The following is a 22,197-nucleotide window of genomic DNA, read 5'->3' on the forward strand; positions in this document are numbered from 1 at the left end:
CATGGCGCAACACAAAATCATTCCGGTAAGCGTATTGACCGGCTTTCTGGGGGCGGGAAAAACCACGCTCCTTAATCACATCCTCAAAGGGCAATCGCAGTACCGTTTCGGCGTCCTCATCAACGAAGTCGGCGCGATCGGCATTGACGGGCAACTGGTCGAGACTCAGACCGAGGACGTGGTTGAAATGAGCAACGGTTGCATCTGCTGCACCGTTCGCAAGGATCTGGTTAAAGGCGTGCAGAAGCTGCTTAAACGCGAAAACCTCGACTACATCCTCATTGAGACGACCGGCGTGGCCGATCCAGGTCCGGTTGCGCAGACTTTCCTGAACATCCCTCAGCTTCAACAATACGCGCGTCTGGATGCGATCATCACGCTGGTTGATGCCGAGAACATCCTGTCGCAACTGCGTGAGACCAAGGTAGCGCACGAACAAATTGCGCTGGCCGATTTCGTATTGCTGAACAAGGTGGATCTTGTCAGCCCCGAACGGCTCGAAGCAGTCGAAGCGGCCATCACCGAACTGAATCCGCAAGCACGGATCTTCCGCACGGAACAGTCCAAAGTGAACCTGAATGAGCTTCTGGACATCAACGCTTTCGACCTGGACCGTAAACTGGCCGTCGCACCGGAACTGCTGAACGAGTACCGTGCAAGCACCCATGCCGATATTCAGTCCACGGCTTACCAGTTTGACCAACCCTTTGACCTCTCGCGCCTGGAAGAGGTCTTGAACGCCATCTCGGAGAAAAGCCGCGTGTTCCGGTCCAAAGGCATTCTATGGATTGAGGGGACGCCCCGCCGGGCGGTTTTTCACGGCGTAAACAACCGGTTCACCATCTATTGGGACCGGCTTTGGGAAAAGCAGGAGACGCGGTCGAGCCAACTGGTATTTATTGGCAAGGACCTCGAGGTCGACGGCATCCGGCAGGATCTGGCGCGTTGTCTGGCCTGATCCGGCCTGATAAACGGCCGGCGGGGCGCCCGGAAAGAGGGGGTCAGCCGGTCTGGTGAGGCGATTCCAACAGGTCTGCCACGTCCGGAGCATGTAAACGCAGGAAAGCGCGTTGCCGTTCGATAAGCCCCTGAATCGCCTTTCCTCCGGCGGCGAGCATGGCAAGGAGTTGCTCGTGGCTGAAACTGCTTTCCTCGCCGGCCCCTTGCACTTCGACGAACTCGCTGCGACTCGTCATCACAAGGTTCAGGTCCACGCTCGCGGCTCGATCCTCCTCATAATCGAGGTCGACCAGCGCCCTACCCTGAATAATCCCCACGCTGATAGCTGCAACCAAGCATCGCACCGGCCAGGCCGGCAGGGACTGAGTCCCACGAAGCCGGGCGCACGCAAGGGTTACGGCCAGCGAAGCGCCGGTAATGGCGGCCGTGCGGGTTCCGCCGTCAGCCTGGAGCACGTCGCAGTCGATCCAGAGTGTGCGCTCGCCCAAGGCATCCAGGTCAACCGCCGTCCGTAAGGCGCGCCCGATCAGCCGCTGGATTTCCGTGCTGCGTCCATCGAGCTTGCCTCTGGCAATATCGCGCGGGCGCCGCGCCAATGTCGAGTAGGGCAGCATCGAATATTCCGCCGTGATCCATCCGCCGGCAACGCGCTGGTCCTTCATCCATCGGGGGACGCTTTCCTCAAAAGTAGCGGCGCAGATCACCTGCGTCCGGCCGGTGCCGATCAGCACCGAACCGTGCGCGTGCGGAGCGATGCCGGCCTGCAGCCGTAATTCGCGCGACTCGTCCGCTGGCCGTCCATCGCGACGCGACAAGGGTTGTTCTGCGGAATCGGACATGGAGTGATGGAGTGTCGGGTGTCGGGTGTCGGGTGTCGGGTGAAGTTCGGGGTTCGGTCACACGGCGGCCGCAGCGGGTTTGGCGGTCACGGCGTAAGAGGTTCACACGGCGAACACGGCGGGAAGAAGGGGGAAAGAGTTCGGAGTTCGGAGCGGCATGATGGGTGCGGAATGCAGGTGTCAAACGCCGGATGGGTGGATCTTTTTCTGCGTACTTCTGCGTGTTCTGCGGATGATTTAATCTTCTCGCCGTGTAAGCTTGACCCTCGGGGGAGATCGGACCCGGTTCTACGACGCCTTTGCACTCCGAGCGCCAAACCCCGAGCTCCGAACTCTTCCTCTTTTCGCCGTGGTCGCCGTGACCCGCCGTGTGAACCTCTTTCGCTGTGACCGCCGAACCCGCTGCGGCCGCCGTGTGACCTTAATCTGTGTCAATCTGTGTAATCTGTGGATGCTTTCTCTTTTCTGCGTACTTCTGCGTGTTCTGCGGATGATTTAATCCTCTCGCCGTGGGCGCCGTGCCCGCCGTGTGACGGTGGGCCGTTGACGTCCGCGGCGGACCGGTTGATGATCGCCGTTGCCGTTTATGCCAATGGTGAGAGTCCGAGTGCCCGCTTCCACGTCGAACCTGGGTCCAGGCTTTGATTGCCTGGGGCTTGCGCTGGAACTTTACAATGAGGTAAGCGTCGAGCCCGCGGCGGAAACGCTGGCCTCGCCCTTTATGGAGGCGGCGGCCCAGGCCTTTTTCGCCGCGAGCGGCGCGATGCCGTTTCCGTTTCGGGTCGAAGTTCGAGGCGACGTACCTTCGGCGCGCGGTCTGGGCAGCAGCGTGACGGTGCGTCTGGGGGTATTGATGGCGTTGAATCGCCTTTGCGGCGAAACGCTGGACCAGCAGCGCCTCTTTGAGCTTGGCGCCCGGCTCGAGGGCCACCCGGACAACGCGGCGGCGGCGTGCTTCGGCGGATTCACGGTGGTACAGAAGCGCGGGGGCCACCTCAGCCAGGTGCTCCGGTATGACGTCGATCCCGCACTGAAAGTGGTCTTGTGCGTGCCGGATTTTGAAATCCAGACGGCCGAAGCCCGCAAGGTTCTGCCTTCGACCTACCGGCGCGAAGAGGTGATCGACAACCTGGCGGGCATCGCCGCCGTGGTGGCGGCGTTTGTCTCGCGCAACTACCGGATCCTGCGTGGAGCTTTTACAGATCAGCTGCATCAGCCATACCGCCAGACGCTCATTCCTTTTCTGCCGGAGGTGATTGCCGCCGGGGTCAAGGCGGGTGCGCTCGGCGGGTTCCTGAGCGGTTCCGGTTCGACCATTGCGTGCCTGACGCTGACCCGCGAACGGGAGGTCGCCGAGGCCATGCTGGCCGCAACACCGGGCCGTGCGGCTTTTACCTGTACCGTGGGCGTCGATAACGCCGGCGCGAAGTTAACCAATGGTTAGATGAGGCGCTGGCTGGACGAATTAGAGCAATACGCCATCGACGTCATCCTGGAGCGGCGTCATGGGGTGCGCGCGTCTTTACTCCGGGCAACGCTGCATGCGTTATCCTTCCTGTACCTGACGATCGTGCAGTTGCGGCTGTTCCTGTACCGCAAACGGATCCTGCGTGAACGCCAACTCGGGTGCCTGGTCATCAGCATCGGCAACCTCACCGTGGGCGGAACAGGAAAAACGCCGGTCGTTGAGAAGTTCGCCCGAGCCCTGCAGAAGGGAGGGCGCCGCGTTGCCATCCTGAGTCGCGGCTACAAAAGCGTGGACAACCGCAAGAAGCGGAAGTGGTGGCACAAGCTGCTTCGCAAGGGTACCGACCAACCGCCCCGGATGGTTTCTGATGGCGAGAAAGTGCTGCTCGACGCGACCAGTTCCGGTGACGAACCGTACATGCTGGCGACCAACCTGGCCGGCGTGGCCGTCGTGGTGGATAAAGACCGGGTGAAGGCGGGGCTCCACGCCATCAGGGCGCTCGACGTCGACACGCTTCTTCTCGATGACGGTCTGCAGTACCTGGACCTGAAGCATCGTCTCGATATCGTGCTGATCGACCGGCAGGCGCCTTTCGGCAACGAGTTCCTGCTGCCGCGTGGAACCTTACGTGAGCCGCCACAAAACCTTCGCCGTGCGAGTTATATCTTCATTACCAAGTGCGACGGCCGCTCTAATGCCGACCTGATCCAGCGGATACGCCGGTACAATCGCACCGCTGAAATCATCGAGTGTACCCACCAACCGCTCTACCTCCGGCACGTCTACAAGGATGAACGCCTGCCGCTGGATTACCTTAGAGGCTTGTACATCGGGGCTTTATCCGGCATTGCGGCGCCCGAGAGCTTTGAGAACGGTTTGCGCAGCCTGGGCGCCAACATCGAACTGTCCCGACACTTTGCCGACCACCACCGGTACACGGAAAAGGAACTTGGCGCCTTTTTTCAGCGGTGCGTGCGCCGCGACGTAAACGCAGTCATCACCACCGAGAAAGATGCCGTCCGGTTTCCGATGATCGAGCCCGTTCCCCTACCGGTTTATTACCTGCGCGTGGAGATCGAAATCCTCGGCGGACACGAGACCTGGGAACAGTGCGTGCAACGGATCTGCCAGCCATTCGGTACGGGCCATGCAGGGCTTGCCCCCTGGGCGGGTCGCGTCCCCGAACGGGAAGGCATCGTCACCGAATGATCAATTCCCGCCAAAATCGTTGAGCATTAAACGAGCGAGGGTAGCCGTTGTCTGACCTAAATACCTTTCATGTCTACACGGCCCAGCAAATTACGAATCGGCGTGATAGGCGCCGGCAACATCGTCAAGTCCCGGCACCTGCCCGCGCTCAAACAGATCCCGGACGTATCGGTGGTGGCGGTCTGCAACTCAACCTACGAGAGCGCGGAGGCGTTCTGCCGGGAGTTCGCGCCCGAGGCCGTCCCTTACGGCAACTGGGCCGAACTTCTGGCCGATTCGGATGCGGACGTTGTGTGGATCGGGACGCCGCCCTACCTTCATGCCACGATCGCGATCTCAGCGCTTGAGGCCGGCAAGCACGTGTTCTGCCAGGCGCGGATGGCGATGAACCTGAGTGAAGCTGAAGAGATGTACGTGGCCGCCCAACGCCACCCGCACCTGGTGACCATGGTGTGCCCTCCCCGGCGCGGGCTGCGGGGGTCGCTTTTCATGCAGAAACTGCTCGCCGAGGAGTACCCGGGACGCACGCACCATCTTCGGTTGCAAAGCCTCGCGGACACTTTCATCGACCCGGATGCGCCTCCCCATTGGCGGCAGCGTGACGAGTTGTCCGGCCTCAACGTGCTGACCCTGGGCATTTACGCCGAGGTCGTCCAACGCTGGTTCGGTCCCATCACCCGGGTCTTTGCGCATGCCAAGACGATCAACCCGATTCGTCAGGGCTATGAAATCCGGGTCCCGGACATGGTCACGGTACTTTGCCGTTTTTCCAACGGAATGGAGGGGGTGATGGAATTCAGCGGGATCGCTCCTTTTGCCGGTCCTGACCGCCTGGAGGTGTACGGCCACGAAGGCATGCTGGCTTATGATTTCGCTCACGACGAAATCTACGGGGGCCGCCTCGGTGACGGCTCCGCCAAGCGGATTCCGATCCCACCGGAACTCGAGCGGTCCTGGAGCGTTGAAGAAAATTTCATCGCGGCCGTGAGGGCGCCCGGTCACATCCTCCCTCAGCCCGGCTTCGGCGAGGGCGTTCAATACATGCAGGTGGTGCAGGCCGTCGCCGACTCGATCGAGCAAGGCAGAGAAATCGAGATCAGGTAGCTGGCCTGACCGCGACCGGCACCATGACGGCGTCGCGCATCCCGTGCACGATCTTTTTGTCTGCGGGAACAACCGTCGCCAGAATGCCGCCGAGGCGGATATCGTCCTCCGACGCCACAAAGTAATAAGGACAGAGCCGAACCCGGCCCCGGAAGGTGCTGAAAGTCCCGGTGGCAGCCTGATACATCGATTGCTCAAAAAGCCGTCCCCGGTGAAACCGTTGCAGGATGAACGGCTGAATCGGAAAGGATGCCTTGGCTTCATCGATCAGCCGGGCCCATTCGGCCTGGGGCAAATCAGTCCCTACGTAAACGCCGCGGCTTCCCCAGGCGCGTTCGGAAAAGCCGCTGACTTTCAGCACGAAGTCGCGCTGCTTGTGGCTGAAATGCTTTAACTCGTCCCATTGCTGAATGCATAACCAGGGAATCACCGCGTGGTGCGGAATCGGCGCCGGGTCCACCACCCAGGTTTTGGGGATCATGGACTGCAGCTTGCGAAAATGCCGCTCACTCAGTTCCCGGATCCAGAACTCCTGTAGCGGGTGCGACCAGAAGAGCGCGAACCAGAGTTTCTCCTCCAGGTAAGGTTTAAGCGGCGGCGTGATCTGCAGGCTTCCCGCGCGCGCCGCGTCCAAAAGGGTCGTCGTGGACGGCAGGTTCGGTAAATCGAACAGTTCGAAAAACCGGTATACCGGCGTCCCTGAACGAAAATCCCACGTCTCCGCCGCCTGCACGTCCCAATGGGGACCAAACCGGGCATTCAGCTCCCGCTGCAGCCACCGCATTTCGGGCCGGTAAGTGGCTGCCTCTTCCGAGACGACGACGGTTCCCCCATGCGGCAGGATCGAATGGAAGCCCTCCACCATGCCGTCGCGGCCGCCGACGACGTCAAAGCCAAGGTCGGCGTACACCTGGTTAAGCCAGCCGGTCAGCCCGATACCTCCCGGTACCGAATCCAGCTCCGAAATAATCACCCCTTCCTGGGTCAGGATGATGTCCGGCCGGATAACGCGCGGCAGATCCCCCCGTGCGGTCGTCCACAAATCGCGCAAAACCTCCGGCTTGCCCGCATCCAGGTACTCGGCGATCCAGGCCGGCTTTTTTCCCCGGCGGGACTGCTGGTACAGGAGATTGGCCGCGCGGACGAATTTGAAAAGCCAATGCCCCAGCCGTTCAAGGTAATCGGCCAAAGCGGGCTCGATAAAAAAAGGGTCCGGCCCGATGTTCCATTCCTTGTCGGCAAAGAGGCCCTCTTTAGGAAACCTTTGCTGAATCGCCGTGACTCGCTCCTGGGCGGTATTCATTGCTTCTGTTTATCTTCGATTCGGGATGCGCCGGCCGGCTGTCAGGACAAGATCTTAAGCGCCTGCCGGATAAGCGTTTCGGTGTCCGCGTCCGCAGCGGCGGCCTGCGCCTGGCGCAACGCCTTTTGCACTTCCACCTGTTTAAAGCCTAACGAGAGCAGGGCCATGAGCGCGTCATCCACTCGCTGGTCGGTTTTTCCTTCCGCAGCGGCCTCCCAGGCGGCAGCGACGCCGACCTTATCCTTCAGCTCCAGCACGATGCGTTCGGCCGTCTTTTTGCCGACACCCTTGACCCGGGCCAGGAGGTTCACCTCGCCCCGGGCGACCGCGCTTTTGAAACTGCTGACCGACATGCCGCTCAACACGGCCAGTGCCATCTTGGGCCCGACGCCACTCACGTGCTGGAGCAACAGCAGAAACAAATCGCGCTCCTGAGCCGTCAGAAAGCCATACAACTGGTGCGCATCCTCCCTGACGACCAGGTGCGTCAGGAGACGCACCCGGTGATTCACCGGCGGAAGCTGGTTGAAACTTGAGAGTGGAACCTGCACCGAATACCCTAGGCCATTAACGGAAATCACAACCCGAGTAGGCAGAGCTTCAACGAGATCGCCCTCGACAAACGCTATCATGTCCGGCATTAGAAGTAACTTGGCTCCGCGAAACTGCAAACCGGGACCATTCTACCGCCGGCGTTTTCTCCTGAGCCTCCTGGTCGCGGGCAGCTTTTTTTGGGCGCCCGAAGCGCTGTGGGCTGACCTTATAGCCATCATTCAACCCGCCTTTTACCACCAGCCAGGCCAGCAGCCCATTCGCGGCTCGACCAGGACGGTGGTGGCCTATTACGACCTCGACCCGGACAAGGGACTCACGCCCTGCCCTGCCACCGACGAAGCAGGCGCACAAGCCCGGGCCGCCGCGGCGCAGGAGGCGGCTCGACGGCTGGCCGCAACCCTCCGGCCGGAAGTGGTCCGGGACGCCAAAGGGGTGCTCAGCGCGCTCGAGTTCCACAGCCCCAACGCGGCCCTGAGCTCCGTCCTGCTCCTGCCGGAAACCTGGAACCGTTACTCCCAGGCGCTCGGCCCGGATTGCCTGGCAGCCGTTCCGAACCGTGAAACCTTGCTGCTCTTTCCCCGGCTCGGGGGCAACCTGCGCAGTTTCTCGGTAGAAGTACTTGGCCGTTACCGGAATCATCCGTACCCGGGCTCGACCGAGGTGCTCGAGTGCAGCAACGGCGTTTTAAGGGCAGTGCACGATTTTGCGGCTGATTTCGTCGATTGAGACCTGCTTTATAAAAATATCATAGTTGCAGATCAATTTTGCAAGAATATGCGCGTTTGGACGGCGGAAGACGGCACAAGATCCTTCCAAATTCTTCAAAAAATCAGTTTTAATGCTCGTCGGCGCAACAGGGACGTCATACAAAGAGGTTTTATACCCGTATTTTGACGTATCGCCTCAACCCTGAATCTGCCTGTCGCACGCCCTCACCGACCTTTCACATGAGGATCTTTGACCGTATCCTGGTTTTTGCTGCCGCTTCCCTGCTGAGCTTCCCGGCGGTCGGCCACACGCAAAACCTGGCCGTCAGTTTACCCGGGAGCGCAACGCTGTTCCGTCCGCAAACTGATGTCCTCCAGGAGGGCAATTTTACGAGTTTGCCTTTTCGGGCGTCAATTTACGGCAATGTCGGCTACGATGACAACATCTACGATACCCACTCCGACCGGAAGGGAAGCGGCTTCAACTCTGTAGGCGTAAACCTCGGCACCCAGATCGCCAATCCGAGGACCCGGCTGGACGCGCTTCTGTCCGCCGGCATTGTGGCATACTGGGACCGCCCGGGGCATACTATCTCGCCGGACATCACCTTAAACCTTGATTTCACCCACCAGTTCAGCCCCCGGGCCATGATCGGGGTTTCGTCGTTCATGACGTACCAGAACCAACCCGACGTGGTCCTGGGCCTCAATCAAGCCAATAACGTCAGCAATTACTTTTTCAGCGCGAACACGGTCGCCTTCGGCTATCAGTGGACGCGCCGCTTCTCCACGGTGACCAGCTACACCCTGGAGACGCTGTTCTATGACAACGGCGTCGCGGCCCATGACGATGACTGGCTTCAGCACATCTTTGCGCAGCAGTTCCGTTTTCTGGTGCTGCCGATGATTAACGCCGTGGCGGAATACCGGTTCGGGTACGTCGATTACCTCTATCTCGACAACAACTCCTATTCGCATTACCTCCTCGGCGGAATAGACGCCACGCTGAGCCCGCGGCTTGAATTCGGGTTTCGCGCGGGGGCCGAATTCCGGCACCTTGAAGGGCCGGAAGGGGGCGACGTAAGTTACCCGTACTTTGAGTCGACCCTTGCGTACAGGTACCAGCCGGGGTCAACCGTCCAATGGTACAATCGTTTCGGCCTTGAACAGCCTGACCTGGCTGGTCCCGGCTATCGTAAGACGTTCCGGACCGGCGTCAGGGTAATCCATCAGTTCGGCGAAAAATTGCGGGGCATTGCCGCGGGCTATTATTCCTGGAACGAGTACCACGTGGGTCCCACCTTCACGGAAGACGTCGTCGACCTGACCTTGCAGACTTCCTACCAGTTTACACGCGCCTTTTCGCTGGATGCCGGCTACACGTTCACCCGTGATTTCTCGGACATCGTCACGCGCGATTATTACCGTAACCGGGTCTTTGTCGGTGGCACCTTCAGTTTTTAGCCGAGAAGCCCAGTCTTAGATAAAGTTCAGTCGTAACGCTCGGTAGTTCGGTCTGTTCATGAATTATCCTAACGAAGCTAAGCTTCACTTCCTTGATTATTGGCGGGTCGTTCGCGTCCGGCTCGGGCTGGTGGTCCTGATCTTTCTGCTGGTGGTGCTGACGGCGGGCATCATCAGCTTTATCTCGCCCAAGCAGTACCGGTCGTTTGCGACCATTGAGGTGCAGCCAGACATGACGCCGGTTCGCATTTTCGAGAACCAGCCGACCAGCGCCAGCCTGGATCCGAAATTTACGCAGACGCAGTTCCAGATCATCACGCGTAAAGGGGTGCTTTACCCTGTGATCGATCGGCTTGATCTCTGCCGCCGCTGGGGCACGCCGGGATTGCCGCTGCCGGAGGAACTGGCGTACGGCCGGCTGCAGCACATGATGTCGCTGCAGGAAGTCAGAAACACGAATCTCATCCAAATCACCGTCTTCAGCACCGACCCGAAAGAAGCGGCGGAACTGGCCAACACCATCGCGCAAGTCTACATGGACCAGCGCGTCCAGGAACAGCAGAACGTCGTCTCGAAGAGCCTCGAACAACTCCAGCAAGAGGTTCACCAGCAGGAAGAGGCGGTGGCCAAAGCCTATACCGACGCCTCCCGCCTCCGGACAGAAACCGGCATCATCGACCCGAACCCGGACAGCCTGGATAATTCCTCACGGGTCGAGGATTCGAGCGTTCTCTCCAACCAGGAGAAAGTTAACGACAGCCAATCCGAGGTTGCAACGTTGCGCAGCCGGGTGGCGCAACTGGACCGGCTCAAGAATGAGGATCTCATGCGCACTGCGAGCATTCTTAACCTGAATGACCCGGTGCTGGAGCAGAAACTACCGCTTTACCAGACCGCACAGGCCGAGAAGGCGCGGCTGCTGAATTCCGGTCTCGGCCGTAATCACCCGGACGTGAAGGCAGCCCAGGCGCAGATCGACACGCTCGAACAGCAGTTACGACAGCAGATCGACAGCTTGCGCCGGGGAATGGCGGCACAGTTGGCCATCGCGGAAAATTCCCTGAAGGCGAGGGAGGAAAACCTGAACTCAAGCCAGACGGTGCAGCAGCAGAAGAAAACCGCGAGTGCGGCCTACCTGGACGCCAAGTACCGCTACATCCAGGAGCGTAAACTGCTCGAGTTAGCAAAAACGAGGCTGAATTCGCAGAGCATGGAGCGGACCATGCCCCAGCGCCCGGCGTATTTCCGGGATCGCGCCGAACCTGCGCTCTTTCCGAGCCGCCCGAGCATTCCGCTCAACATGGCGCTCGGCGTCGTGGCGGGACTGGTGTTCGGCATCGGCATCGCCTTCCTGCTCGAATACCTCGATACCAGCATCAAGACGATGGAAGACGTCGAGCGGGCTTTCAACAGCCCGGTCCTGGCGGTGATCCCGAAAAATATCCACGTCTTGAAGGCCCCGTATGAAGACACCCCTGACGCGGAGGCTTACCGGATCCTCAAGACCAATGCCGATATCAGCCGCAAGAAGATCAACGCTTCGATCCTCAGCGTCGTCAGTGGCGGCCCCGGCGAAGGCAAATCAACGACCGTCTGCAATCTCGCGCAAATCTACGCGGCCTGCGGCGCTCAGGTGCTGGTGATCGACGCCGACCTGCGGCGCCCGGCGCAGCACCGCTTGTTCGAACTGGAAAACCGGCTCGGCCTCGGCAACTACCTCAAAGACGACCTCACCTTTGATGATGCCGTCCAGAACACGGGCTACCCCTCACTCCAGGTGCTCACCAGCGGAGCGTCGTCCACGGACGCCGTCGGGCTGCTGAATTCCCCGCGCATGCAAGCCCTGATGGAACTGGTTCGCGACCGTTACGAAGTCGTCATCTGCGATTGCCCCCCAATCCTCGGGGTAAGCGATGCCTCGGTGATTTCGACGCTGGTGGACGCTTCTATCGTCGTCGTGCAGCACCGGCGCTTTCCCCGCTCGATGTTATTGCGGGTTAGAAAAGCCCTAGACGGCGTCGATGCCAGCCTCCTGGGCATCGTGCTTAACAACGTCGATATCCGCCACGACGAAAATTACCAGTATTACACGAGTTACAGCCACTACTACACCAAGTCAGGCAAGGACAAGTCGAGTCGGAAAGGGGCGGCACGGATTGCGCCCGCAAATTCCATCACGGAAGACGACTATTGATTTCGCCTTGCCGCCATGCATAGACGTCTGTTTTCCGTTCTTTATGGCCTGCTCGCCTGCGCCCTGTTCGTTGCCTGGGGTGTTCCGGACGCCCGGGCGCAAGCGACTCTGAGGAATGGTGATGTCCTCGAGATCAAGATCTCCGGGATCCCGTCCACCGACATAGCGTCCGTCAGTGGGCAGTACACGATCGATAACGAAGGCTTTATCAATCTGCCGTACATCGGCAGGGTGCGGGTGGCAGGTCTATCACCCGGGATCGCCCAGAGCACGATCGAGAGCGTTTACCGGAATCGCGACATCTATACCAACCCGACCATCACCATAGGCCAGCAACTGCAGTCGCGGTTTGTGAACGTGGGGGGCGAAGTCAAAACGCCGCAGCGCATTCCTTACACGGCCGACCTTACCGTGCTCAGCAGCATCAATGCGGCCGGGGGATTCTCGCCGTTTGCCGACCAGCGGAAGGTTCGCCTGCTGCGAGGAAGCGAGGTCATGGTGATCGACGTCAAGAAGATCCGCGGCAACCCGTCCCTCGACATCGCGGTGCAGCCAGGCGACCGGATCGAAGTGCCGCAAACGCTATTTTAGTTCGGCGTTCGGCGTTCGGCGTTCGGAGACGTCCTATAACTGGATCCAATCTTTCGGCGGAACACGCAGAAGAACGCAGAAAAGAGAAAACATCCACAGATTACACAGATTACGGGGACCCGGCGACAACTCTAAGCTTGACACTCGCACTGACCCCCCATGCTGCCGCTCCGAACTCCGAACTCCGAACTCCGAACTCCGAACGCCGAACGCCGAACGCCGAACGCCGAACGCCGAACGCCGAACTCCGAACTCCGAACTCCGAACTCCGAACTCCGAACGCCGTCAATTCTCCCGCAGCAGGTCCCAGTGGCGCGCCAGGTACGAGAGGCCCGACCACAGAGTCAACGCCACGGTTACGGCCAGGAACAAAGTCCCGAGCTTCTCCAGGCCGGCCAGGGTTGAACCGGTCAGGCTGCGCGGCGCCGAATCCCTGACCGACACCAAGAGCAGGTAGTAGACAATGGTCACCATCTGCCACACGGTCTTGTGTTTCCCGAGCTTTTCCGCCGGCAAGACCAGACCCCGCGAAGCCGCTACCAGCCGCAGGCCGGTGATGAGGAATTCCCGGCTGACGATTGCGATGACGGCCCAGGCCGGGATCAGGCCCAGCGCCACCAGGCAAATGAACGCGGCCACGGTCATGATCTTGTCTACCAGCGGATCCATCAGCCGCCCGAAATCCGTGATCAGGTGAAATTTCCGGGCGATCACACCGTCCGCATAATCGGTGGCGCTGCCGGCCAGAAAAATGAGGAGCGCAAAAATTTTGCCGCCGGTGAAGTCCAGGCTGAGAGCCGCGACAAACGGTAGAATAAGCACCAGGCGGAGCAAGGTCAGACGGTTCGGGAGATTCATGTGACCTGCGCGGCAGCGTAGACCGGATGTTTCCAGATCGGTACGAGCGCTTTTAATTTTTCGACGATTTCGGTACTGGCACGGAAAGCCGCCGCTCTGCGCTCAGCGCAAACCCGCAGGAACAGGGACGGTTCGCCCGCAGGGACAAACCCGATGCGGTGATGCAAAATCACCCGGCTAAGCCCGTGCTGCTCACCGGCTGCCTGGGCAATCTCGGCCAGCAACCGTTCGGCCATTGGTTCGAAGGCTTCGTATTCGATCCCTTCGATCCGACGATCACCCTCGAGCTCGCGCACAATCCCGTAAAAATCCACCATCGCGCCTTCGGTGCGGCGGTAATCAGCTCCGCCGGACGCCAACGGTTCCCGGGTGAGCTTCGCCTCCCAAAAGAATAGCATTTTTACTTATATGCCCGTCTCGGCGGCTTGCGCCACTACAACCCGCCAGGCGTCACGCGCCGCAAATAAACACTTGTGCAACCAACACAGCGTATGCAGCTTCGTCAGGGGCAGGTGACGTGACATCAGGGAGGTCACCGACTCCATACCGGCCTGTTCAATGTTTCACCCTTGCAGCACATGAACCAATCAGACATCGGCTTAGTCGGTCTCGCCGTCATGGGCGAGAACCTGGTGCTTAACATGGAAAGTAAAGGTTTCCCGGTCTCGGTGTTCAACCGCACCACCGGCGTAACCGAAAAGTTTGCGGCCGGCCGCGCCAAGGGCAAGCGGATCAGCGCCACCCGCTCGATCGAAGAGTTCGTGCAGAGCCTGGCCAGCCCGCGGAAGATCATGATCATGGTTAAAGCCGGCTCGGCGGTCGATGCGGTGATCGACCAGTTGTTACCGCACCTGGACAAGGGTGACGTCATTATCGATGGCGGCAACTCGCTTTATACCGACACGCAGCGCCGGGACAAAAAGTTGACCGAGCTCGGGTTTCACTTTCTCGGCATGGGCGTTTCCGGCGGAGAGGAAGGCGCACTGAAAGGGCCTTCGCTGATGCCCGGCGGGGCGCATCAGGCCTGGGAAATCGTCGCACCGATCTTCCAGAAAATCGCCGCGCAGGTCGATGGCGAACCCTGTTGTCGCTACATGGGCCCGGACGGCGCCGGTCACTACGTGAAGATGGTTCACAACGGGATCGAATACGGCGACATGCAACTCATCTGCGAAGCTTACGCCATCCTCAAGGACATCCTCGGGATGCAGACCGATGAATTACACGAAGTCTTTGCCGGGTGGAACCGGGGCGACCTGGACAGCTTCCTGATCGAAATTACCACGAACATTTTCACCAAAAAGGATCCCGACACCGGCAAGCCGCTCGTCGACGTGATTCTCGATAAAGCCGGCCAGAAAGGAACCGGCAGATGGACGCTGATCTCCGCGATCGACCAGGGTATCGTCGTCTCGACGATCAACGCGGCCGTCGAAGCCCGCGTATTGTCCTCGATGAAAGAGCAGCGGGTGCGTGCATCGAAGCAACTGACGGGCCCCGCCCGGAAGCCGTTCGAGGGCGATCGCCAGGAGTTCATCGACGCCGTCCGCGATGCCCTTTATGCTTCCAAAATCATTTCTTACGCCCAGGGTTTCACCCTGCTGGCGGCGGCCAGCAAGCAGTTTAACTGGAACCTGCACTACGGCGATATTGCGACGATCTGGCGAGGCGGGTGCATCATCCGGGCCAAGTTTTTGAACCGGATCAAAGAAGCGTTCGATCGCAATCCGCAGCTTGAGAACCTGATGCTGGATCCGTTCTTCAGCGACGTCCTGAAACAGACTCAGGACCATTGGCGGCAGGCGGTGACGGCCGCCGTACGGCACGGGGTCGCCGTCCCGGCGTTCAGCGCCTCGCTGGGCTACTATGATTCTTACCGCCAGGAACGGTTACCGGCAAACCTGCTCCAGGCGCAACGGGATTATTTCGGGGCGCACACGTACGAACGGGTGGACCGGTCCGGCAGCTTCCACACCGAATGGCTGCAATAGAAACCAGAGGGTAACCTGCCCAACGCAACCCGGCTGCCCGAGCCCGGGGCGAGAGGACGCGACCGCCACCGACCGAATGCCTATGAACTTGATCGACGGTAAGGTCATCGCCGCGAGGATCAACCAGGAGACGCGTGAACGCGTGCTGCAACTGAACCGGCATGGGGTCACGCCCGGCCTGGCGGTGGTGCTCGTCGGCGATCACCCGGCGTCGATGGTTTACGTCCGCAACAAGGACCGGACCTCGAAGGAGCTCGGACTTTACTCGCGCAAAGTCGAGCTGCCCGGCGCCACCTCGCAGGCGGACCTGTTGCGGCTGATCGACGAGCTCAACCGCGACCCGCAGGTGCACGGCATCCTGGTTCAATCCCCTCTGCCTCCCCAGATCGATGAACCCACCGCCGTTCGCAACATCGACCCGCTGAAAGACGTTGACGGGTTTCACCCGCTGAACGTCGGCAAACTCGCCATGGGCGACCCCACTGCGCTGGTACCGTGTACGCCGCGCGGCTGCCAGCGCCTTCTCCTGGAAAGCAACATCCCGACCTCCGGCGCCCACGTCGTGGTGGTCGGCCGGAGCATGATCGTCGGTAAGCCGGTTGCCCTTTTGCTCATGCAAAAAGGACCGGGCGGCGACGCCACCGTGACGGTGGCGCACTCCCGCTCGCGCCACCTGCCGGAAATCACCCGGCAAGCCGACATTTTGATCGCCGCCATCGGCCAGGCGCAGTTCATCCGGGCGGAACACGTTCGCGAAGGCGCCACCGTCATCGATGTCGGCATCAACCGCATCAATGCCCCGTCCAAACCGGCAGGGTATCGCCTCGTCGGCGACGTCGCCTTTGACGAAGTGGCGGAAAAAGCGGGAGCCATCACCCCGGTGCCCGGCGGCGTCGGACCGATGACCATCGCCATGTTGATGGCAAATACCCTGCAGGCTTGCCGGTTGCAGACCGGCTTGGACCGCTTATAAGCGGCGAGTGCCGGATTGCGACACGCCGCCGGTACCGGTTTTTCCATGCATTCCTTTCACTACCAAAATAACGAGCTCGCGTGCGAATCGGTTCGATTGCAGGACCTTGCCGAATCGTACGGCACTCCCCTTTACGTCTATAGCAGCCAAACCGTCACGGATCATTTCCGGCGATTGGACCATGCCCTCGGCGATCTCGATCACGAGATCTGCTACGCCGTGAAGGCCAATTCCAACCTTGCCATCCTGCGCCTCCTGGCGGCTCAGGGCTCGGGCTTCGACATCGTGTCCGGGGGCGAGCTCTACCGCGTGATTCAGGCCGGCGGCGAGCCCGGCAAATGCACTTTTGCAGGGGTCGGCAAGACCGAGGACGAGATCGCCTACGCTTTGCATTCCGGCATCTACAGCTTCAACGTCGAATCGGAAGCTGAGCTCCGAACGATCAATGACGTCGCACGATCGATGGATCGCCGGGCGCCGATCGCCCTTCGCGTTAATCCCGACGTTGACCCCCACACGCATCACTACATTTCTACCGGGAAGAGCGAAAATAAGTTCGGCATCGCGATCGACCGAATCATGGAGGCTTACGAACTGGCGGCCTCCCTGCCCAACCTGGATATCCGCGGGTTGCAAATGCACATCGGTTCCCAGATCACCGAGCCGGAACCGTTTGCCGAGGCCATTGCCAAAGTGTTGCCGCTGGCGGAGGATTTGAGACGCCGGTTTCGCCTTGAGTTCATGAGCATCGGCGGCGGCATCGGCATCGTTTACCGGGGTTCGCTCGAGAGCGGCGATGCCGTCTGGTGGCAGGAAGACGGAGCCCGGGATGCCCTGACCATCGAGCAATACGTGCAGGCGATCTCGCCATCATTGCGCCGGCTGAAGCTGCGCGTGCTGCTTGAACCCGGGCGCTTCCTCGTCGGCAATGCCGGCGTCCTGCTCACCCGGGTGCTGTACATCAAACGGGCGCAGCAAAAGACTTTCGTCATCGTCGACGCCGGCATGAACGACCTGATCCGGCCCGCACTTTACAGCGGCTATCATGAGATCGTTCCCGTCCGCCGCCGCTCCGATGCCGGCATGGAAGTGGTTGACGTCGTCGGACCGGTCTGCGAAAGCGGCGACTTCTTCGCGCAGGACCGGGAAGTGGCCCGAACGGTTGAAGGCGATCTCCTGGCCTTGATGAGCGCCGGCGCCTACGGGTTTTCCATGGCCTCCACCTACAATTCGCGCCCGCTCCCGGCCGAGGTCCTGGTTGCAGGCGCCGGACACCGATTGATCCGCCGCCGCCAAAACTATGCCGACCTCATCGCGGCGGAACTTGAAGCCGAAGAGGTGGAAGCGTGAATGCCGCTGCCCGGTAGACCCTGAGAGACTTTGTGCTCTCATCCGGAGAATCTGTCAGCTACGCGCCAATAATCTCGTTCAGCCCATCGATCACCTGGTCCAGCGCCTCGACAGAAATGCGTCCAAGCTTCTTGCCCAGCCGCTCGACCGAAAGGGTTCTAACCTGGCTGATGTTAACCCATGAGCGTTTCGGCAGCTTTGTGCCGGTCAATTCCAACGTCAGCGGAAAGCCTGCTCGCGGCTGCTGACTCGTAAGCGCACAGGCGATCACGGTCCCAGAACGCTCGTTGAAGACATCCTGGCTCAGCACCACGATCGGACGGCGGCCCGATTGCTCGTGGCCTTCTCGGGTCGAGATCGGCCCAGACGATGTCGCCCCTCAATATTCTGGCCATTCAGCGGCGTCTTTCGCCATGCCTTCGTCAGCCATCGCTTGCTCTTCAGCCGGTAAGAGCTTGGCGCACTCGCGTGCAAGGCGATTACCCTCCAACCGGGCGAGTTTCTCGGCAACCGCCTTCCGGATCGCTTCGCTACGGCTGCGAAAGACCTTCCGTTCGACGAGCGCATCCAACCGCCGAAGCAACTCGGCATTCATGGAAACGGCGACTTTTGCAACGCCCACGGATTGGTCATACCACTGGTATGAATGGCCGTCAATACCACGCCGACGCCCGCTGGCTGCTTCGTACAGGCCCGGCCATCACCCGCCCACCCCGGCCTGTACCGGCACGATCTGCGGACGGTAATTGAGGTAAGGTCCCAGCCACCGCTCGATCTCAGCCAGCGGCAGTCCCTTACGGGCTTGGTAATCGAGCACCTGGTCACGCCCAAGTTTGCCCACCCCAAAGTATTTGGATTCCGGGTGCGCAAAATAGAGGCCGCTGACCGAAGCTCCCGGCCACATGGCGAAGTTTTCCGTCAACCAGATGCCCGTATTTGCCTCCGCCTTAAGCAGGCCAAATAACGCCCGCTTCTCGGTGTGGTCCGGACAGGCCGGGTAACCCGCAGCCGGACGGATGCCGCGGTAAGCCTCCCGGATCAGATCCTCTTTGGTCAGATGCTCGTTCCGGCCGTAGCCCCAGTCGCCCCGGGTCCGTTCGTGCAGGTATTCGGCAAATGCCTCCGCCAGGCGATCCGCCAGGGCCTTGGCCATGATGGCATTGTAATCGTCGTGATCCGCTTCAAACTGTTTGGCCAGTTCATCTGCACCCAGGCCCGCCGTCACGGCAAAAGCACCCAGGTAATCGCAACGGCCGCTGTCCACCGGCGCAATGTAGTCGGCCAGACAATGGTTGAACTGATTTGCCGGTTTCCGCATCTGCTGCCGCAGAAAATGGAACGTCGCCAGCCGGTCACGCCGGGACTCATCGGCATAAAGGTCGACGTCATCCCCGCGGCTGTTGGCCGGCCAGAACCCGTAGACGCCCCGCGCCTGGTACAGTTTCCCATTCACAATGTCCTGCAGCAGCTTCTGGGCGTCCTCATACAGGTGCCGGGCCTGTTCGCCCACCGCCGGATCGTCGAGGATCGCCGGGAAACGGCCTCGCAATTCCCACGTATGAAAGAACGGTGACCAATCGATGAACGGCACCAACTCGTCCAGCGGCAGGTTAGTCACGGCGCGCAAGCCGGTGAAAGCCGGGACATCAATGACGGTTTGCGCCCAGTCAAAGCGCGGCCGGCGTTCCCTGGCCTCCTGGATCGTCAGCAGCTCTTTAACGTTATTGCGCGCCTCAAACTCCTGGCGCAATCGCTTCTGGTCAGCCTCGTTCTGCCGGAGGTACGCAGCCTTTTGATCCGCGCTCAGCAATGAGCTCACCACCCCGACCGCCCGCGAGGCATCCACCACGTGGACCGTCGGCCCCTGGTAATGAGGTGCGATTTTTACCGCGGTGTGCGCCCGGCTGGTGGTCGCACCGCCGATCAGCAGCGGCAGCCGAATCTCCAGCCGTTCCATTTCCTGCGCCACGTGCGCCATCTCGTCGAGCGAAGGCGTAATAAGGCCGCTGAGGCCGATCACATCCACCTTCTCCCGGCCGGCCGTTTCCAGGATTTTTTCGGCCGGCACCATCACACCGAGATCGATCACCTCGAAGTTGTTACAGCCCAACACCACCGAAACGATGTTTTTGCCGATGTCATGGACGTCGCCTTTGACCGTCGCCATCAGCACTTTGCCCTGCGAACGCGAACCGGGCGTCGCTGCCTTCTCCGCTTCCAGAAAAGGCGTCAGGTACGCAACGCTCTTCTTCATGACCCGCGCGCTCTTGACCACTTGCGGCAGAAACATTTTGCCGGCCCCGAACAAGTCGCCGACCACGCTCATACCCGCCATCAACGGGCCTTCGATCACCGCCAGAGGCCGGCCGTATTTCCGGCGCGCCTCTTCGGTGTCCTGATCGATAAAATCGACGATGCCTTTGACGAGGGCATGCGCGAGGCGTTCCTCCACCGTGCCCTGCCGCCACGCGTCATCTTTGGCCTGGACCTTGCCTGCTCCCTTCACTTTGTCGGCAAACTCGATCAGCCGCTCGGTCGCGTCCGGCCGCCGGTTCAGCAGCACGTCTTCCACCAGGTCCCGCAGGTCGCGCGGGATCTCTTCGTAAACCGCCAACTGGCCGGCGTTCACGATCCCCATATCCAGGCCGGCCTGAATGGCATGATAAAGGAACGCCGCGTGCATCGCTTCCCGGACGACGTTATTTCCCCGGAATGAAAACGAGATGTTCGACACGCCGCCGCTCACCCGGCAGTGCGGCAGGTTTTGCTTGATCCAGCGCGTCGCCTCGATAAACGCGATGGCGTAACCGTTGTGTTCCTCGATACCCGTCGCCACCGTGAGGATGTTCGGGTCAAAAACGATGTCCTGCGGCGGGAAACCGACCTCTTCGGTAAGGATCCGGTAAGCCCGGGCGCATATCTCGGTCTTACGCTCGTACGTGTCGGCCTGGCCGGCTTCATCAAACGCCATCACGACCACCGCCGCCCCGTAACGGCGAACCAGGCTCGCTTGTTCCTTGAACTTCGCCTCGCCCTCCTTGAGGCTGATCGAATTAACGATGCCTTTGCCCTGAATGCATTGCAGCCCGGCTTCCAGCACGTTCCAGCGCGAGCTGTCGACCATGATCGGAATCCGGGCGATGTCGGGCTCGGACGCGATCAGGTTAAGAAATTTAACCATGGCCGCCCGGGAATCGATCATCCCCTCGTCCATGTTGACGTCCAGAATGTTCGCACCGCCTTCCACCTGCTGGCGCGCTACGGCGAGCGCCCCGTCGAAATCCCCGGCCAGGATCAATTTCGAAAACCTGGGCGACCCGGTGATGTTGGTCCGTTCGCCGATCACCGTAAAACTGTCAGTGACCGTGTAAGGCTCCAAGCCGCTGAGTTGAGTTCTGACCGGCAGGCCAGGTAAGGGCCGCGGCGGTATTCCCTTCACCGCCTCAGCCAGCGCCGCAATGTGGTCCGGCGTCGTGCCGCAGCATCCCCCGACGATGTTTAACCAGCCGCGCTCCGCCCAGTCCCGCAGTTGCGGCGCCAGCGATTCGGGCGTTTCAGGGAAACCGGTGGGTGACAAGGGATCCGGCAACCCGGCATTCGGGTAACAGGAAACATAAATCGGAGCGATGCGCGCAAGTTCTTCAACGTACGGGCGAAGTTCCTTGGGTCCTAACGCGCAGTTGAGACCAACGCTCAGGAGCGGAGCGTGCGAGATTGAAATCCAGAACGCCTCGGTGGTTTGTCCGGTCAAAGTGCGGCCGCTCGCGTCGGTGATCGTTCCAGACGCCATGACCGGTACCCGCCACCCCAGCGCTTCGAAGACCTCTTCCACGGCAAACAAGGCCGCTTTCAGGTTCAGCGTGTCGAAGGTGGTCTCCAGCAGGAGCAGGTCTGCCCCCCCTTCCAGGAGAGATTGCACCTGCTGGCGGTACGCTTCCCTGACCTGCTGCCACGTGACATCGCGCTTGCCCGGATCATTCACGTCCCGCGAAATCGAAAGGGTGCGGTTCAACGGCCCGACCGATCCCGCCACGTACCGGCGCCGGCCCGGGTCGGCCGCCATTGCCGCCGTTACCGCTTCCCTGGCGATCTGCGCGGCTGCACGATTGATCTCCGGTACCAGGGACTCGAGCCCGAAATCCGCCTGCGAAACGACCGTGGCATTAAACGTGTTTGTCTCGATGATGTCCGCACCGGCGGCCAGGTAGGCGTCGTGCACCTGACGGATGAGCTCCGGCCGGGTAAGGCAGAGCACATCGTTATTGTTCTTCAACGGGTAGGGGTGCGCCGCCAACCGGGTCCCGCGATAATCCTCCTCACCCAGCTTGAAACGCTGCAGCATCGTGCCCATGGCACCGTCCAGGATAAGAATGCGTTGTCGCAGCGCGTGTTCGATATCGAAAGAATCCGCTCGTTTCAGATGAACAGCCATGATGACGGCGAGAGACTACCACCCGGCTCGAGCGAGTGCAACGCCTGAAAACATCAAAGCATCAGGATGGGTTGATGTGATGGGTAACGGGTAACGGGTAACGGGTAACGGGTAACGGGTAACGGGTAACGGGTAACGGGTAACGGGTAACGGGTAACGGGTAACGGGTAACGGGGAACGGGTACGACGGTGGGGGTGA

18 protein-coding genes and 1 pseudogene are annotated in these 22,197 nt (G+C 60.6%); 11 read left to right on the top strand and 8 right to left on the bottom strand.

Annotated elements, in window-relative coordinates; all coding sequences use genetic code 11:
• Position 1 precedes the first annotated feature (1 nt).
• On the top strand, positions 2-958 hold the full coding sequence (locus JO015_09575) for a GTP-binding protein (GenBank protein ID MBV9999348.1): 957 nt from the start codon (positions 2-4) through the stop codon (positions 956-958).
• 43 nt (positions 959-1,001) lie between these two features.
• On the opposite strand, the gene rph is transcribed toward JO015_09575, so the two are convergent.
• Positions 1,002-1,799, bottom strand: a complete 798-nt coding sequence (rph, locus tag JO015_09580; GenBank protein ID MBV9999349.1) for a ribonuclease PH — start codon at positions 1,797-1,799, stop codon at positions 1,002-1,004.
• Positions 1,800-2,391: 592 nt separating this feature from the next.
• Between rph and thrB the strand changes: the two genes are divergently transcribed.
• From thrB to JO015_09595, 3 genes are all read left to right on the top strand, one after another.
• Positions 2,392-3,243: a homoserine kinase gene (thrB, locus tag JO015_09585; protein MBV9999350.1), complete on the top strand. Its 852-nt coding sequence runs from the start codon at positions 2,392-2,394 to the stop codon at positions 3,241-3,243.
• Positions 3,244-4,476, top strand: a complete 1,233-nt coding sequence (lpxK, locus tag JO015_09590) for a tetraacyldisaccharide 4'-kinase (GenBank protein MBV9999351.1) — start codon at positions 3,244-3,246, stop codon at positions 4,474-4,476.
• A gap of 69 nt (positions 4,477-4,545) precedes the next feature.
• The gene (locus tag JO015_09595; protein MBV9999352.1) at positions 4,546-5,580 is read left to right on the top strand and encodes a Gfo/Idh/MocA family oxidoreductase; all 1,035 of its coding nucleotides are present in this window, start codon (positions 4,546-4,548) and stop codon (positions 5,578-5,580) included.
• Here the strand turns inward: JO015_09595 and JO015_09600 are convergent.
• Positions 5,573-6,883 carry a hypothetical protein gene (locus JO015_09600; GenBank protein MBV9999353.1) on the bottom strand — a complete coding sequence of 437 codons (1,311 nt, stop codon included), beginning with the start codon at positions 6,881-6,883 and terminating at the stop codon, positions 5,573-5,575. The genes JO015_09595 and JO015_09600 overlap by 8 nt on opposite strands.
• 41 nt (positions 6,884-6,924) lie before the next feature.
• Complete coding sequence (gene ruvA / locus JO015_09605) at positions 6,925-7,515, bottom strand: Holliday junction branch migration protein RuvA (protein MBV9999354.1); 591 nt, start codon at positions 7,513-7,515, stop codon at positions 6,925-6,927.
• Positions 7,516-7,534: 19 nt separating this feature from the next.
• Between ruvA and JO015_09610 the strand changes: the two genes are divergently transcribed.
• The 4 genes from JO015_09610 to JO015_09625 all read left to right on the top strand — a co-directional run bounded on the left by JO015_09610 (position 7,535) and on the right by JO015_09625 (position 12,394).
• The gene (locus JO015_09610; protein MBV9999355.1) at positions 7,535-8,164 is read left to right on the top strand and encodes a hypothetical protein; all 630 of its coding nucleotides are present in this window, start codon (positions 7,535-7,537) and stop codon (positions 8,162-8,164) included.
• A gap of 221 nt (positions 8,165-8,385) precedes the next feature.
• The gene (locus JO015_09615; GenBank protein ID MBV9999356.1) at positions 8,386-9,609 is read left to right on the top strand and encodes an outer membrane beta-barrel protein; all 1,224 of its coding nucleotides are present in this window, start codon (positions 8,386-8,388) and stop codon (positions 9,607-9,609) included.
• A 58-nt stretch (positions 9,610-9,667) separates the two neighbouring features.
• Positions 9,668-11,803: a polysaccharide biosynthesis tyrosine autokinase gene (locus JO015_09620; GenBank protein ID MBV9999357.1), complete on the top strand. Its 2,136-nt coding sequence runs from the start codon at positions 9,668-9,670 to the stop codon at positions 11,801-11,803.
• Between the two features lie 15 nt (positions 11,804-11,818).
• Positions 11,819-12,394, top strand: a complete 576-nt coding sequence (locus tag JO015_09625; protein MBV9999358.1) for a polysaccharide export protein — start codon at positions 11,819-11,821, stop codon at positions 12,392-12,394.
• A gap of 285 nt (positions 12,395-12,679) precedes the next feature.
• Here JO015_09625 and pgsA read toward each other — a convergent pair whose 3' ends face one another.
• Both pgsA and JO015_09635 read right to left on the bottom strand, forming a co-directional pair.
• The gene (gene pgsA / locus JO015_09630; GenBank protein ID MBV9999359.1) at positions 12,680-13,252 is read right to left on the bottom strand and encodes a CDP-diacylglycerol--glycerol-3-phosphate 3-phosphatidyltransferase; all 573 of its coding nucleotides are present in this window, start codon (positions 13,250-13,252) and stop codon (positions 12,680-12,682) included.
• Positions 13,249-13,650, bottom strand: coding sequence for a molybdenum cofactor biosynthesis protein MoaE (locus JO015_09635; GenBank protein ID MBV9999360.1), 402 nt, complete (start codon positions 13,648-13,650; stop codon positions 13,249-13,251). Before JO015_09635 ends, pgsA begins: the two co-directional genes overlap by 4 nt.
• A gap of 180 nt (positions 13,651-13,830) precedes the next feature.
• On the opposite strand from JO015_09635, the gene gnd reads away from it, so the two are divergent.
• From gnd to lysA, 3 genes are all read left to right on the top strand, one after another.
• Positions 13,831-15,243: a decarboxylating NADP(+)-dependent phosphogluconate dehydrogenase gene (gene gnd / locus JO015_09640; protein ID MBV9999361.1), complete on the top strand. Its 1,413-nt coding sequence runs from the start codon at positions 13,831-13,833 to the stop codon at positions 15,241-15,243.
• 76 nt (positions 15,244-15,319) lie between these two features.
• Complete coding sequence (locus JO015_09645; GenBank protein MBV9999362.1) at positions 15,320-16,216, top strand: bifunctional 5,10-methylene-tetrahydrofolate dehydrogenase/5,10-methylene-tetrahydrofolate cyclohydrolase; 897 nt, start codon at positions 15,320-15,322, stop codon at positions 16,214-16,216.
• A 45-nt stretch (positions 16,217-16,261) separates the two neighbouring features.
• Positions 16,262-17,566: a diaminopimelate decarboxylase gene (lysA, locus tag JO015_09650; GenBank protein MBV9999363.1), complete on the top strand. Its 1,305-nt coding sequence runs from the start codon at positions 16,262-16,264 to the stop codon at positions 17,564-17,566.
• Between the two features lie 58 nt (positions 17,567-17,624).
• Here lysA and JO015_09655 read toward each other — a convergent pair.
• The 3 genes and pseudogenes from JO015_09655 to metH all read right to left on the bottom strand — a co-directional run bounded on the left by JO015_09655 (position 17,625) and on the right by metH (position 21,998).
• A pseudogene (locus JO015_09655) lies at positions 17,625-17,961 on the bottom strand (type II toxin-antitoxin system PemK/MazF family toxin).
• Positions 17,946-18,188 carry a ribbon-helix-helix protein, CopG family gene (locus JO015_09660; protein MBV9999364.1) on the bottom strand — a complete coding sequence of 81 codons (243 nt, stop codon included), beginning with the start codon at positions 18,186-18,188 and terminating at the stop codon, positions 17,946-17,948. The pseudogene JO015_09655 and the gene JO015_09660 overlap by 16 nt, the downstream one beginning before the upstream one ends.
• A gap of 78 nt (positions 18,189-18,266) precedes the next feature.
• A complete protein-coding gene (metH, locus tag JO015_09665) occupies positions 18,267-21,998 on the bottom strand; it encodes a methionine synthase (protein MBV9999365.1) in 3,732 nt (1,243 codons plus the stop codon).
• Between the last annotated feature and the right edge of the window lie 199 nt (positions 21,999-22,197).

This window comes from Verrucomicrobiota bacterium, assembly GCA_019247695.1.
Taxonomy (GTDB): Bacteria; Verrucomicrobiota; Verrucomicrobiia; order Chthoniobacterales; family JAFAMB01; genus JAFBAP01.

What these genes read in the sequence shown, in the direction of transcription:
- JO015_09575 (MBV9999348.1), top strand. Translation starts at nt 2, where the DNA reads ATGGCGCAACACAAAATCATTCCGGTAAGCGTATTGACCGGCTTTCTG.
- rph (MBV9999349.1), bottom strand. Translation starts at nt 1,799, where the DNA reads ATGTCCGATTCCGCAGAACAACCCTTGTCGCGTCGCGATGGACGGCCA.
- thrB (MBV9999350.1), top strand. Translation starts at nt 2,392, where the DNA reads ATGGTGAGAGTCCGAGTGCCCGCTTCCACGTCGAACCTGGGTCCAGGC.
- lpxK (MBV9999351.1), top strand. Translation starts at nt 3,244, where the DNA reads ATGAGGCGCTGGCTGGACGAATTAGAGCAATACGCCATCGACGTCATC.
- JO015_09595 (MBV9999352.1), top strand. Translation starts at nt 4,546, where the DNA reads ATGTCTACACGGCCCAGCAAATTACGAATCGGCGTGATAGGCGCCGGC.
- JO015_09600 (MBV9999353.1), bottom strand. Translation starts at nt 6,883, where the DNA reads ATGAATACCGCCCAGGAGCGAGTCACGGCGATTCAGCAAAGGTTTCCT.
- ruvA (MBV9999354.1), bottom strand. Translation starts at nt 7,515, where the DNA reads ATGATAGCGTTTGTCGAGGGCGATCTCGTTGAAGCTCTGCCTACTCGG.
- JO015_09615 (MBV9999356.1), top strand. Translation starts at nt 8,386, where the DNA reads ATGAGGATCTTTGACCGTATCCTGGTTTTTGCTGCCGCTTCCCTGCTG.
- JO015_09620 (MBV9999357.1), top strand. Translation starts at nt 9,668, where the DNA reads ATGAATTATCCTAACGAAGCTAAGCTTCACTTCCTTGATTATTGGCGG.
- JO015_09625 (MBV9999358.1), top strand. Translation starts at nt 11,819, where the DNA reads ATGCATAGACGTCTGTTTTCCGTTCTTTATGGCCTGCTCGCCTGCGCC.
- pgsA (MBV9999359.1), bottom strand. Translation starts at nt 13,252, where the DNA reads ATGAATCTCCCGAACCGTCTGACCTTGCTCCGCCTGGTGCTTATTCTA.
- JO015_09635 (MBV9999360.1), bottom strand. Translation starts at nt 13,650, where the DNA reads ATGCTATTCTTTTGGGAGGCGAAGCTCACCCGGGAACCGTTGGCGTCC.
- gnd (MBV9999361.1), top strand. Translation starts at nt 13,831, where the DNA reads ATGAACCAATCAGACATCGGCTTAGTCGGTCTCGCCGTCATGGGCGAG.
- JO015_09645 (MBV9999362.1), top strand. Translation starts at nt 15,320, where the DNA reads ATGCCTATGAACTTGATCGACGGTAAGGTCATCGCCGCGAGGATCAAC.
- lysA (MBV9999363.1), top strand. Translation starts at nt 16,262, where the DNA reads ATGCATTCCTTTCACTACCAAAATAACGAGCTCGCGTGCGAATCGGTT.
- metH (MBV9999365.1), bottom strand. Translation starts at nt 21,998, where the DNA reads ATGGCTGTTCATCTGAAACGAGCGGATTCTTTCGATATCGAACACGCG.